The organism is Streptomyces sp. NPDC104761 (genome assembly GCF_055583445.1).
Genome location: NZ_JBVJNZ010000001.1, coordinates 327693 through 340276 on the forward strand (window position 1 = coordinate 327693; position 12584 = coordinate 340276).

The 12584-nt window shown below is 72.5% G+C and carries 11 protein-coding genes; 8 read left to right on the plus strand and 3 right to left on the minus strand.

Translation table 11 applies throughout. The features are described 5' to 3' along the window. The first annotated feature begins 132 nt into the window (after positions 1 to 132). The 6 genes from ACZ63F_RS01540 (at position 133) to ACZ63F_RS01565 (ending at position 9052) form a co-directional block, all read left to right on the plus strand. Positions 133 to 942 (plus strand): (2Fe-2S)-binding protein, encoded by an 810-nt coding sequence (locus ACZ63F_RS01540; RefSeq protein ID WP_469709281.1) that lies wholly within the window; start codon positions 133 to 135, stop codon positions 940 to 942. A 38-nt stretch (positions 943 to 980) separates the two neighbouring features. Then, positions 981 to 2132: a glycogen synthase gene (glgA, locus tag ACZ63F_RS01545; protein WP_351955773.1), complete on the plus strand. Its 1152-nt coding sequence runs from the start codon at positions 981 to 983 to the stop codon at positions 2130 to 2132. 104 nt (positions 2133 to 2236) lie between these two features. Continuing rightward, a complete protein-coding gene (gene glgC / locus ACZ63F_RS01550; protein ID WP_469707650.1) occupies positions 2237 to 3457 on the plus strand; it encodes a glucose-1-phosphate adenylyltransferase in 1221 nt (406 codons plus the stop codon). 150 nt (positions 3458 to 3607) lie between these two features. Beyond that, complete coding sequence (locus tag ACZ63F_RS01555; RefSeq protein ID WP_469707652.1) at positions 3608 to 5941, plus strand: GH92 family glycosyl hydrolase; 2334 nt, start codon at positions 3608 to 3610, stop codon at positions 5939 to 5941. Positions 5942 to 6090: 149 nt separating this feature from the next. Next, positions 6091 to 7422 (plus strand): wax ester/triacylglycerol synthase family O-acyltransferase, encoded by a 1332-nt coding sequence (locus ACZ63F_RS01560; RefSeq protein ID WP_352356200.1) that lies wholly within the window; start codon positions 6091 to 6093, stop codon positions 7420 to 7422. Positions 7423 to 7525: 103 nt separating this feature from the next. After that, the gene (locus ACZ63F_RS01565) at positions 7526 to 9052 is read left to right on the plus strand and encodes an SDR family NAD(P)-dependent oxidoreductase (RefSeq protein ID WP_469707654.1); all 1527 of its coding nucleotides are present in this window, start codon (positions 7526 to 7528) and stop codon (positions 9050 to 9052) included. 90 nt (positions 9053 to 9142) lie between these two features. On the opposite strand, the gene ACZ63F_RS01570 is transcribed toward ACZ63F_RS01565, so the two are convergent. Together ACZ63F_RS01570 and ACZ63F_RS01575 are read right to left on the minus strand one after the other, a co-directional pair. Beyond that, positions 9143 to 9913, minus strand: coding sequence for an SDR family oxidoreductase (locus ACZ63F_RS01570; RefSeq protein WP_469707656.1), 771 nt, complete (start codon positions 9911 to 9913; stop codon positions 9143 to 9145). A 25-nt stretch (positions 9914 to 9938) separates the two neighbouring features. Next, positions 9939 to 10316 (minus strand): hypothetical protein, encoded by a 378-nt coding sequence (locus ACZ63F_RS01575; protein WP_469707657.1) that lies wholly within the window; start codon positions 10314 to 10316, stop codon positions 9939 to 9941. Between the two features lie 505 nt (positions 10317 to 10821). Here ACZ63F_RS01575 and ACZ63F_RS01580 point away from each other — a divergent pair. Next, positions 10822 to 10995, plus strand: a complete 174-nt coding sequence (locus ACZ63F_RS01580) for a hypothetical protein (RefSeq protein WP_352356208.1) — start codon at positions 10822 to 10824, stop codon at positions 10993 to 10995. A gap of 58 nt (positions 10996 to 11053) precedes the next feature. Continuing rightward, positions 11054 to 11536 (plus strand): GNAT family N-acetyltransferase, encoded by a 483-nt coding sequence (locus ACZ63F_RS01585; RefSeq protein ID WP_469707659.1) that lies wholly within the window; start codon positions 11054 to 11056, stop codon positions 11534 to 11536. A 25-nt stretch (positions 11537 to 11561) separates the two neighbouring features. Here ACZ63F_RS01585 and ACZ63F_RS01590 read toward each other — a convergent pair whose 3' ends face one another. Beyond that, positions 11562 to 12518 (minus strand): SDR family NAD(P)-dependent oxidoreductase, encoded by a 957-nt coding sequence (locus ACZ63F_RS01590; protein WP_469707661.1) that lies wholly within the window; start codon positions 12516 to 12518, stop codon positions 11562 to 11564. Positions 12519 to 12584 lie beyond the last annotated feature (66 nt).

Here is a 12584-nt window from a genome sequence, read left to right on the forward strand (position 1 = left end):
TCCGCGTGCTTCCCGTCGTCGTACCTGAGCACCTAATGGGTCCTACTACCGATGGAGTACGCCGGAATCCCGATCATCCCCAGGGTGGGGGCCGCCGGGTGGAGAGGGCGTGTCCACGGGATCCCGCGAGGCCTGGTACTACTGCTGTTCGTGGACCTGTTCGAGGACCTGGACCCTGATCTCGCCGCGCTCCGCCCGCTCGGCGGCTTCTTCGTCCTGCGCACGCTCCGGCCTGCGGTAGGAGAGCGCGACGCGGCGCGGACGGGCCAATCCACAACCCTGGCAAAGGCCTATAAAAAATTCACATCGGATGTTTACGGAAATGCCCTGACTTTCCGTGTCGACACCGTTTCGAGGCGTCTGGGCGCCACCGAACCCCGGGTCGCCGCCTCCCTCGCCCACCAGGCGCTGGCCGCCCGTCTCTGGTCCGTCGCCCTCGGCTGCGCCGTCCGCTACGGCCGCCTCCCCGACCTCGACCCCGGCCTGCTCCTGTGGGATCCCGGCGCCGCCGCCCCCGACGACCTCCGGCTCGCCGAGCTGCGCGCCCTGCCCGGCGGCACCGGCCCGGCCGCGCTCGCCGACACCGTCGTACGCGTCGTCCTGCACGGCCACCTCGAACCCCTCGGGGCCGCCCTGCGGGACCGCTACGGCCTCGCCGCCGGCCTGCTGTGGGGCAACGCCGGCTCCGCGCTGGCCGGTACCGCCCGGGAGCTGGACCGCTGGGCGCGCGCGAACGGCTGTGCGGATGCGGCGGCCCGGACCCGCGCCCTCGCCGACGCCCTCTTCGCGGACCCCCTGCTGAGTGCCACCGGCACCCGCACCGGGCCGGCCTTCCGGCGCCGCAGCTGCTGTCTCTACTACCGGGTACCGGGCGGCGGGGTCTGCGGTGACTGTTGTTTCACACAACCACCGCGCTCTTCCCCGCGCGCCGCATCTGGGTGACCATGGAACAACCGGCCGTGGAGAGCGAGGGGTTGCGGGTGCGAGTCGGACTGCTGACCCGGGAGTACCCCCCGGACGTCTACGGCGGCGCGGGTGTTCACGTGGAGTTCCTCGCCAGGGAGTTGCGCCCCCTGGTCGACCTGGAGGTGCACTGCTGGGGCGAGGGCCGTGGGGTCGGCGTCGTCCGGCACCGCCCCTGGACCGCCCTGGACACCGCCAACGACGCGCTGCGCACTTTCTCCGTGGACCTCGCCATGGCCGCGGGCCTGGAAGGCCGCGAACTCGTGCACTCGCACACCTGGTACGCCAACCTGGCCGGCCACGTCGCCAAGATGCTCTACGGCGTCCCGCACGTGGTGACCGCCCACTCCCTGGAGCCGCTGCGGCCCTGGAAGGCCGAGCAACTCGGCGGCGGCTACGCCCTGTCGAGCTGGGCCGAACGAAGCGCGATCGAGGCCGCCGACGGTGTGATCGCCGTGTCCGGGGCGATGCGCACCGACATCCTGGACTGCTACCCGGCCCTGGACCCGGCGAAGGTCCACGTCGTGCACAACGGCATCGACACCGCCCTCTACCGCCCGGACCGCGCCACCGACGTCCTCGCCCGGACCGGCATCGACCCCGGCCGCCCCTACGTGCTGTTCGTCGGCCGGATCACCCGCCAGAAGGGCGTGCCCCATCTGCTGCGCGCCGTACGGGACATCGACCCGGCGGCACAGGTCGTCCTCTGCGCCGGCGCGCCCGACACCCCGGAGATCGACCGGGAGTTCCGCGAGCTGTTCGCGGAGCTGAGCCGGGTCCGCGAGGGCGTGCACTGGATCCCGCAGATGCTGCCCCGCGCCGACGTCATCCAACTCCTCACCCACGCCGCCGTGTTCGCCTGCCCCTCGGTCTACGAGCCGCTCGGCATCGTCAACCTGGAGGCGATGGCCTGCGGCACGCCCGTGGTGGCGTCCCGGGTCGGCGGGATCCCCGAAGTCGTCGAGGACGGCAAGACGGGCCTGCTGGTCGACCTGGACGACGACTTCGAGGACGGCCTGGCGCGGGCCCTGGACGCCGTCGTCGGCGACCGGGAGACGGCCCGCCGTATGGGCGAGGCCGGACGCGAGCGCGCGGTCGGGGAGTTCGGGTGGGACGCGGTGGCCCGGCGCACGGTCCGGCTCTACGAGGAGATCCTCAAACAGGCGTAACGACAGGCGTAACGAACAGGCCGCCTGTTCGACGCGATCACGGTGCAGGCTTAACGGGAGTGCTCCCAGGGCAGGCATGGAGCACCAGGGTGAGGGGAGCGGCCATGCGTCGTGGTGGACCTTCGGTACTCGGGATCGTGCTGGCCGGCGGGGAGGGCAAGCGCCTGATGCCGCTGACCGCCGACCGGGCGAAACCAGCGGTCACCTTCGGCGGCACCTACCGCCTGGTCGACTTCGTGCTGTCCAACCTGGTCAACGCGGACGTGCTGCGCATCTGCGTGCTGACCCAGTACAAGTCGCACTCGCTGGACCGGCACATCACCACCACCTGGCGGATGTCCAGCCTGCTCGGCAACTACGTCACCCCGGTCCCGGCGCAGCAGCGGCTCGGCCCGCGCTGGTACCTGGGCAGCGCCGACGCCATCCTGCAGTCCCTCAACCTGGTCCACGACGAACAGCCCGACTACGTCGCGGTGTTCGGCGCCGACCACGTCTACCGCATGGACCCCCGGCAGATGCTCCAGCAGCACATCGAGGGCGGCGCCGGGGTCACGGTCGCGGGCATCCGCGTTCCGCGCGCGGAGTCCTCGGCGTTCGGGGTGATCACCCCGGCCTCGGACGGGCAGACGATAGAGACCTTCCTGGAGAAGCCCGCCGACCCGCCGGGCCTGCCGGACGCCCCGGACTGCGTCTTCGCCTCCATGGGCAACTACATCTTCACCACCAAGGCCCTGGTGGAGGCGCTGCACCGGGATGCCGAGGACGACGACTCGGTGCACGACATGGGCGGCTCGATCCTGCCCCAGCTGACCGCCCGCGGCGAGGCCCAGCTCTACGACTTCGCCGCCAACCACGTCCCCGGCGAGACCAGCCGCGACCGCGGCTACTGGCGGGACGTCGGCACCCTCGACGCGTACTACGACGCCCACATGGACCTGATCGCCGAGCGGCCCGCCTTCAACCTCTTCAACCGCAGCTGGCCCATCTACACCCACTCGTACCAGCTCTCCCCGGCCCGCTTCAACGCCGGCGGCATGGCGAGCGAGTCCATCATCAGCGCGGGCTGCCTGATCCGGGGCCAGGTCACCCGGTCGGTGCTGTCCCCGGGGGTGCGGGTCGACCCGGGTGCCGTGGTCCAGGGGTCGGTGCTGCACGACAACGTCGTGGTGGGCCGGGGCGCGGTGGTGCGCGGCGCGGTCCTGGACAAGAACGTCGAGGTCCCGCCGGGCGCGACGATAGGCGTCAACCCGGACCGGGACAGCGAGCTGTACACCGTCTCCAAGGGCGGGGTCATCGCCCTCGGGAAGGGCCAGATCGTCTCGTAGCCCTCGCGCGCACGCCAACTCGGGCGCGACGCGCTGCGAGTGAATAACCCTCATTTGCCGGACTTTGGGCCACTCTCCCCTCACGATGCAGACAGCAATGTCGAACTTCGGAGGTCATCCGACATGAGAGGGACGAGAGAGGCCAGTGGTATGTCACATACCACCGCGGCTCTCCGGTGCACCCGGCTCTGCCTCGCCGCCGTGCTGACAGCGTCCGCGCTGCTCACCGCCCCCGCCGCGGAGGCCGCCGAACCGGCCGGCGGCAGCCTCGCCGACCTGGTGAACCCGTTCATCGGCAGTCAGGACGACGGCAACACGTTCCCCGGCGCGGCCGTGCCCTTCGGCATGGTGCAGCTCTCCCCGGACACCGGGCACAGCACCGGCTACGACTACGCCCAGCACCGGATCCGCGGCTTCTCCCTGGTCCACCTCTCCGGCGTCGGCTGCGCCATCGGCGGCGACCTGCCCGTGCTGCCCACCACCGGCGACGTCACGCAGACGGACTACGCCAGGTACGCCGCCGGGTTCGACCACGCCGACGAGACGGCGAGCCCCGGCTACTACCGTGTCGGCCTCGACTCGGGCGTGACGGCGGAACTGACCGCGACCGCCCGCACCGGCGTCCAGCGCTACACCTTCCCGGCCACCGGCAAGGCCAACGTCCTGCTCAACGCGCACCAGGCGCTGCACAAGCCGGCCGGCAGCGAGATCGAGATCCTCGACGACCACACCGTCCGCACGCGGATCACCGGCCACGGCTTCTGCCGCGAGACCGCCCCCTACACCGTCTACACGGTCACCCGCTTCAGCCGTCCCTTCACCGCGTACGGCACCTGGAACGGCACCGCGGTCACCCCCGGCGCCCGCACCGGGGCCGACGGCGCCTACGTCCGCTTCGACACCACCCGGGACCGTACGGTCGAGGCGACCACCGCCCTGTCATACGTCGACGCGCACGGCGCCGAGGCCAATCTGCGCGCCGAGGGCGGCCGTTCGTTCGACGCGGTACGACGGGCGGCCCGGGACGCCTGGGAGCGGCGGCTCGCCGGCATCCGGGTCCAGGGCGGCTCGCCGGCCCTGCGCCGCACCTTCTACTCGTCCCTGTACCGCACCTTTCTCGCGCCCAACGTCGGGGAGGACGCCGACGGACGCTACACCGGCTGGGACCGCCGGATCCACCGCGCCCAGGGGTTCACCTACTACCAGAACTGGTCGCTCTGGGACACCTACCGCACCCAGGCCCAGGCCCTCGCCCTGCTCGCCCCGCGCGAGGCCCGCGACATGGCCCTGTCGGTGCTGAGGATCGCCGAGGAGGGCGGCTGGCTGCCCAAGTGGGGCTACGGCACGGTCGAGACGAACATCATGACCGGCGACCCGGTCACCCCGTTCCTGACCACCGCCTACCAGCTGGGCCTGCTCAAGGGCCACGAGGAGCAGGCCTACCGGGCGCTGCGGCAGAACGCCGACGGCGTGCCGCCGGCCGCCAACGCCGGGGTCGGCCGCGAGGCCAACGCCGAGTACCTCGCCGACGGCTACGCGCCGTACCTCAAGGGCCGCCCGCACACCAAGGTGGGCGACTCCGACTACGACCACGGCGCCTCCGTCACCCTGGAGTACGCGCTGTCGGACGCGATGCTCGGGCAGATGGCCCGGGACCTCGGCCATGTCGAGGACGCGGCCCGCTACGCCACCCGGGCGCAGAACTACCGCAACGTCTTCGACCCCTCCACCGGCTTCTTCCGCGCCCGCGACGCCTCCGGCGCCTTCACCGGCGACCCCGACCCGGCCCGCGGCATCGGCTTCCACGAGGGCACCGCCTGGCAGTACCAGTGGCTCGTCCCGCAGGACCTGCCCGGCGTGATCTCCCTGATCGGCGGCGAGCGCGCCACCAACGCACGGCTCGACTCCTTCTTCGCCTACGACAGGCTGCTCGCCGACCCGGCGAAGACCGCGCGGGACGTGTGGGTGCACGGCAACGCGTACACCTACTACAACGCGGCCGTCTACAACCCCATGAACGAGCCCGACCTGATCGCCCCGTACACCTACCTCTCCACCGGCCAGCCCTGGAAGACCACCGACGTGGTGCACGCGGCGCTGACCCTGTTCACCGACGGCCCGACCGGGATGACCGGCAACGACGACCTCGGCACCATGTCCGCCTGGAACGTGCTGTCGTCGCTCGGCCTCTTCCCGGTGCAGCCCGGCTACGGCACCTGGGGCCTGTCCACGCCCGTCTTCGACCGAGCCGACGTCCGCCTCGACCGGCACTTCTGGCCGAGCGGTGGGTTCACGGTGACCGCGCCGGGGACCTCCGCCGGCCACCGGTACATCCAGCGGGCCCGCACCGACGGCACCGACTACGGCCGCACGTATCTGACGACCGGGGCGCTGCGCTCCCTGCGCTCGCTGGCGTTCACGGTCGGCCCGCGCCCGTCAGAGTGGGGTACGTCACCCGAGGCGGGACCACCGGCGCTGAAGTGACCTCAGGTGCCGCAGGAGTCCCGCCTCTTTCGGAGGAGGCGGGACTTAATCTGCTGTTAACTGAGCGTAGCGTGATCGTACTTGACCGTAATCATGAGTCGGCGTTTGACTGCTGATCCACCCTCCGTCAACGCGAGGCACCCTTTTCGATGACTGCGACTGCTGACCTGCTCGCCCCGCTCGATCTGGCCTTCTGGAACATCGAGTCCGAACAGCACCCGATGCACCTCGGCGCGCTGGGCGTCTTCTCGGCGCACTCGCCGACCGCCGGCGCGCACGCCGCCGACCTGCTCGCGGCCCGGGCTGCCGCGGTCCCCGGACTGCGGATGCGCATCAGAGACGTCTGGCAGCCGCTCGCGTTCGGCGGTGCCGCCCGCGAGACCGACCCGGACTTCGACCCCCTCAACCACGTCCGGCTGCACGCCCCGACCGCCGACTTCCACGCCGTCGCCGGCCGGCTGATGGAGCGTCCGCTGGAGCGCGGCAGGCCGCCGTGGGAGGCGCACGTGCTGCCCGGCGAGGACGGGGTGTCCTTCGCGGTGCTGTTCAAGTTCCACCACGCCCTCGCCGACGGGCTGCGCGCCCTCAAGCTGGCGGCGGGCGTCATGGACCCGCTCGACCTGCCGGTGCGCGCCCCCCGCTCGATCGAGCCGCCGCGCCCCATGCTGGCCCTGCCCGACGTGCGCAGGCTCCCCGAGCTGGTGCGCGGCGCCCTCTCCGACGTGGGCCGGGCCCTCGACATCGGTGCCTCCGTCGCGCTGTCCGCCCTCGGGGTGAGCTCGTCGGCCGCGCTGAGGTCCGAGCCCACCGGTACCCGCAGCATCGCCGGGGTCGACCTCGACATCGACGACGTGCACCGGGTCCGCAAGGCCGTCGGCGGCACCGTCAACGACGTCCTGATCGCCGTCGTCGCCGGCGCCCTGCGGCGCTGGCTGGACGAGCGCGGCGACGGCACCGAGGGCGTCGCCCCGCGCGCCCTGATCCCGGTCTCCAGGCGCCGCCCGCGCACCGCGGCCCCCCAGGGCAACCGGCTCTCCGGGTACCTGATACGGCTTCCGGTCGACAACCCCGACCCGCTCGCCCGCCTCGACCGCGTCCGCACGGCGATGGTCCGCAACAAGGACGCCGGCCCCAACCGGGGCGCCGGTGCCGTCGCCCTGCTGGCCGACCACGTGCCCGCGCTCGGGCACCGGCTCGGCGGCCCGCTCGTCGGCCAGGCCGCCCGGCTCTGGTTCGACATCCTGGTCACCAGCGTTCCGCTGCCGGGCGTCGGCCTGTGCCTCGGCGGCCACCCGCTCACGGCCGTCTACCCGCTGGCCCCGCTCGCGCCCGGCCAGTCCCTGGCGGTCGCCATCTCCACCTACCGCAACCGTGTCCACTACGGCCTGGTCGCCGACGCGAGCGCCGTCCCCGACCTCGACGTGCTGGCCCGCGCGGTCACCGACGAGGTGGTCTCGCTGATCGCGGTCTGCGATCCGTGATCCGGCCGGGTTTGGAGGTAATGCCCGGCGCTCCGTAAAATTCCGGGTTCGAAAGCGGGCGCGAGTCGGAGCGCCGCTGGTGGATCACGGAAACGGCAGCGCGATGACGGTGACACAGGACGGCCCGGCGGCCGAGGAAGCGGTGCGGGCCGCGGACGAGGCCGTGGACGGAGCCGTGGTCCACGGCCCCGGCATCGACCCCGAGCGGCTCGCCGTCTGCCTCGGCGTGCTCGCGGAGCTGGACGAGCTGGAGGTCGACCACCCGGACGCCATCGCGGTGCGCCGGGCCACGGCCGGCGTCTACCGCACGGTCAAGCAGCGCCGCCGCCAGGAGCGCCGGGCCGCCAAGACCGCCCACGACAAGGCGGTCACCGAGGCCACCGCGACCGGGTCCGCGCAGCGCATCGACGACGAGACCGAGGGCCTGCTGCCCTCCTCCCGGACCGAGGAGGGCAGGGTCGCGGGGATACTCCAGCGCCCGCGCTCCTGCTACACCTGCAAGGCCCGCTACGTCGAGGTCGACTACTTCTACCACCAGCTCTGTCCGGACTGCGCCGAGCTGAACCGCGCCAAGCGCGACGCCCGCGCCGACCTGACCGGCAAGCGTGCCCTGCTCACCGGCGGCCGCGCCAAGATCGGCATGTACATCGCGCTGCGGCTGCTGCGGGACGGCGCCCACACGACGATCACCACGCGCTTCCCGAAGGACGCCATCCGCCGGTTCAAGGCGATGGAGGACTCGGCGGACTGGCTGCACCGGCTGGAGGTCGTCGGCGTCGACCTGCGCGACCCCGCGCAGGCCGTCGCCCTCGCGGAACGGGTCGGTGCGGCCGGCCCGCTCGACATCCTGATCAACAACGCGACCCAGACGGTACGCCGGCTGCCGTCCGCGTACGCGGCCCTGGTCGAGGGCGAGAGCGCCCCGCTGCCCGCCGGTGAGCTCCCCGCCCACCAGGTCATCGGCGCCTTCAACTCGGGCGCGGTCGACGGCCTCGCCGCGCTGCCGCTGGGCACCAGCGGCCTGGACGCGCAGCAGGTCGCCGACCTCGCCCTCGTCGCGGGCAACGCCAGCGTGGCCCGGCACCTGGACGGCACCGCCATCGACGCCGGTGGCCTCGTCCCGGACGTCGTGGACACCAACACCTGGGTGCAGACCATCGACCAGATCTCGCCGATCGAGCTGCTCGAGACCCAGCTCTGCAACTACACCTCGCCGTTCATCCTGATCAGCGCGCTCCGGCCGGCCATGGCCGCGGCCGCGAAGCGGGCGGCACGCGGCCGGGCCTACGTGGTCAACGTCTCGGCGATGGAGGGCGTCTTCGGCCGCGGCTACAAGGGCGCCGGGCACCCCAACACCAACGCCGCCAAGGCCGCCATGAACATGGTCACGCGGACCAGCGCGACGGAGATGTTCGAGACCGACGGCATCCTCATGACCTCCGTCGACACGGGCTGGATCACCGACGAGCGCCCGCACTACGACAAGCTGCGCCTGGCCGAGGCCGGCTTCCACGCGCCGCTCGACCTGGTCGACGGGGCCGCCCGCGTCTACGACCCGATCGTGCGGGGCGAGACGGGCGACGACGTGTACGGGGTCTTCCTGAAGGACTACGCGCCCGGCAAGTGGTGAGCTCGGCCTGGTCGGGCGGGTGCGGGTGTGCGGGGGGCTGGTCGCGCAGGTCCTCCCCGGCCTTCGGCCGGGGGTACCCGCAGCGCCCCTTCAGGTAGGGACACGCGCCGCTCGTACCCTCGTACCGCCGTCCACCACCAGGTCCGCCCCCGTCACCCACTCCGCCGCGTCCGAGGCCAGCCACAGCACCGCGGCCGCCACGTCCTCCGGCTCCCCGATCCGCCCCAGGGGCAGCCCGGCGGCGATCTCCTGCTCGCGCGGCTCCCACATGAAGCGGGCCATCTCCGTGCGTACCAGGCCGGGGGAGACCGAGTTGACGCGTACCCGGGGTGCCAGTTCGCCCGCCAGCTGCTGGGTGAGGTGGAGCAGCGCCGCCTTGCTGGTGCCGTACGCGCCCACGTGGGGGCCGACATGGGCCGCGCCCTCCGTGCAGATGTTGATCACGGAGCCGCCGTGCTCCCGCATCCAGCCGCGCCACGCGCACTGCGTGAGCCGCAGCGGGGCCTCCACGTTGACCGTGAACGCCTCCCGCCACAGGCCCAGGTCGGCATCCATGAGCGGGCCGTACGGGCGGTTGGTCGCCGCGTTGTTGACAAGGACGTCCAGCCGCCCGAACTCGGTCAGCGCCAGCCGGGTCAGCTCCCGGGCGTGCTCCGGCTCGCCGACGCTGCCGGCCAGTCCGACCCCGCCCAGCCCGGCCGCCGTACGCCGCACCTCGTCCGGGTCCCGGGCGCTCACGCACACCAGCGCACCGGCCGCCGCGAGCGCCTCGGCGACCGCGCGCCCGATCCCACGGGTGCCGCCGGTGACGACGGCCGCCCGGCCCCGGAGCCCGTACGACGGCCCGTACGATGACGTCATCGCCGTACCGTCTCATGACGGGACGTCAGTCGACAGCCCCCAGGCGGGAGTTGCTGGCCGCGACCAGTTCCAGGACGGTCCGCCAGTCCTCCAGGACGCCCGCGTCGAAGCCCGCGGTGCGGCTCTCCTCGTCCGCCTGGCGCAGGCGCAGCACGTCGTCGGCGCCGGCGGTGCGGTCCCCGCGGACGAGGTGGTAGACGCGCTCCCCGAGCAGGTGGCGGACCGCGTGCGCGGCGCCGTCGGCGGGGCCGAGCAGCTCCCCGATGCCGTGCACCAGGCCTGCCACCTGGAGCTCCTTGTCGGCGGGGCGCCTGCGGCGCAGCAGCGCCGCGGCACGCAGTGCGCGCTGGTGCCGGCAGGCGTACAGCAGATCCATCAGCTCCTCGACGCTGCGCAGCTCCATGCGTCAGTCCTTCCGCGAGACAGCCGTTGTCCTGCGCCATCGCATCATGCCGAGTTTTCGACCCGGCCAACGCAACCTGAACTGCACAGCCTGTTGCGGCCGCGGGCCGCCGCGGTCGGTCGGGTGCCGACCTTTTGGAATCCATGTTCGAATTCAAGGATTGGGCCGGTGGGCCGTAAACAGGGCATGATGTTACGAACAGGTTCATTTCGGGATCGCTGAATTGCGGAGCGACTCGCGATAGTTACACCTTGTTTGCACTCCCTATCGAGCGGACCCCCGCTCATTTGGTTAATCTATAGGGGACGGACAGCACCAAGGGGTCCCACCCACACCCACGGTCCGTCCCGGGGACAAGCCGGTCGACAACGGCCTGCTCTCTTGTGAGTTACCGGCGCCACCGCGTCCGAACCGGCCTTTGACCCAGACCCGAGCGGGCGCCGAGCACCGGAACGCAGACTGTCCGGTACCGCCCCGAGGGTGACCGACACAGAAGGAGTGCGCGGTGACACCTGACAAGACGAATCGCGAGCAGCGCCCCAAGGAACGCACGGAGCGCGCGGGCAGCAGGCCCGGACAACTCGGCAGCCTCGACGTGTGGGCCCGGTCCGCCCCGATCCGCCTCGCCGGCTACGAGGAGGATCTCGCCGAGCCCCACATCCTGCCCAGCGTGGACTGACCGGCCGGTCAGTCCCGTCGCGATCGCCGACGCGCATGGGCGTGCGAGACTCACGCCCATGCTGATCAGAGAAGCCACCGCGGACGACTGGCCGCAGATCTGGCCCTTCTGGCACCGGATCGTCGCCGCCGCCGAGACCTACGGCTGGGACCCCGACACCCCGGAGCAGGCGGCCCGCGCCCTGTGGATGAGCCCGGCGAAACGGGTCTACGTCGCCGAGGACCCCACCGGAGCCGTCGTCGGCTCCGCCTACCTGACCCCCAACTACGGGGGGCCCGCCGCACGGGTCGCCAACGCCGGCTTCATGGTCGACCCGGACCGCGGCGGCCAGGGCATCGGACGCGCCCTCGCCGAGCACGTCCTCGCCGAGGCCCGGGCGCACGGCTACCGGGCGATGGTCTTCAACGCCGTCGTCGAGACCAACCCCGCCGTGGCCCTGTGGACCTCCCTCGGCTTCACGATCCTCGGCACGGTCCCGCAGGCCTTCGACCACCCGAAGCACGGACCGGTCGGCCTGCACGTCATGTACCGCGCCCTGTGACCCGGCCGGCCTGCGCCCCGGCGTCCTAGCCCACCAGTGCCTCGGAGACGTGCCACAGCCGCGCCGCGCTGTCCCGGTCCAGGGCGTACGGCGCGACCCCGCCGACGGCACCTGCCCGCCCGGTGACCGGCCTGGCCTCCGCGCAGTCCTCGAAGTAGCGGCCGCTGACCCCCGCCACGGACGGCGACGCGGCCAGCAGCACCGAGGTGGCGGCGCCCTGCTCCGCCGTCTTCTGCGGCGGCAGGGCGAGTTCGCCCGACGCGATGAACTCCTCGACCTGCTTCATGTCCACGTGCCGGGCCAGGTTGGTGTCGGCGATGTTGCCCGGCATCAGGGCGTTGGCCGTGATGCCGTCGTCGGCCCAGCGTTCGGCCGCGGCGACGGCGAACAGGATGTTGGCGCTCTTCGACTGGCCGTAGGAGGTCCACGGGTCGTAGGGGCGGAACCGGTAGTCCAGGTCGTCGAAGACGACGGGGGAGAAGAGGTGGCCGGTGGAGCTGACCGAGACGATCCGGGCGCCGTCCGCCGCCGCCAGCGCCCGGTGCAGGCCGGTGGTGAGGGCGAAGTGGCCCAGGTGGTTGACGCCGAACTGCTGCTCGTGGCCGTCGGGGGTGCGGGTGACCTCCGCCGGGGCCATCACGCCGGCGTTGTTGACCAGGATGTGCAGCGGGCCCTGCCAGCCGGCCGCGAAGGCCGCGACGGTCGACCGGTCGGCGAGGTCGAGCCGCCGCACGGTCAACTCGCCCGACCCGGCCGGGAGTCCGGCCGCGAGACGGGCCGCCACGCGGTCGCCCGCCGCGGTGTCGCGCACGGCCAGGGTGACGTCGGCGCCGGCCGAGGCGAGCGCGCGGGCCGTCTCCACGCCGATTCCGGAACTGGCTCCGGTCACCACGGCCCGGCGGCCGTGCAGGTCGACGCCGTCGACGACCTCGGCGGCGGTGGTGGTGACCCCGAAGGTGCCGGGGGTCTGGGATGCGGACATGAGGGGTGTCTCCTGTGGGTCTGTGGGGGGGTGTGGTGTGACCGGGACGCGTCCCGGCCCGGTCAC

Bases quoted from the DNA above. Each gene is read 5' to 3' on its own strand.
- glgC (WP_469707650.1), top strand. From the start codon at position 2,237: ATGCGTCGTGGTGGACCTTCGGTACTCGGGATCGTGCTGGCCGGCGGG.
- ACZ63F_RS01555 (WP_469707652.1), top strand. From the start codon at position 3,608: ATGTCACATACCACCGCGGCTCTCCGGTGCACCCGGCTCTGCCTCGCC.
- ACZ63F_RS01560 (WP_352356200.1), top strand. From the start codon at position 6,091: ATGACTGCGACTGCTGACCTGCTCGCCCCGCTCGATCTGGCCTTCTGG.
- ACZ63F_RS01565 (WP_469707654.1), top strand. From the start codon at position 7,526: ATGACGGTGACACAGGACGGCCCGGCGGCCGAGGAAGCGGTGCGGGCC.
- ACZ63F_RS01570 (WP_469707656.1), bottom strand. From the start codon at position 9,913: ATGACGTCATCGTACGGGCCGTCGTACGGGCTCCGGGGCCGGGCGGCC.
- ACZ63F_RS01575 (WP_469707657.1), bottom strand. From the start codon at position 10,316: ATGGAGCTGCGCAGCGTCGAGGAGCTGATGGATCTGCTGTACGCCTGC.
- ACZ63F_RS01585 (WP_469707659.1), top strand. From the start codon at position 11,054: ATGCTGATCAGAGAAGCCACCGCGGACGACTGGCCGCAGATCTGGCCC.
- ACZ63F_RS01590 (WP_469707661.1), bottom strand. From the start codon at position 12,518: ATGTCCGCATCCCAGACCCCCGGCACCTTCGGGGTCACCACCACCGCC.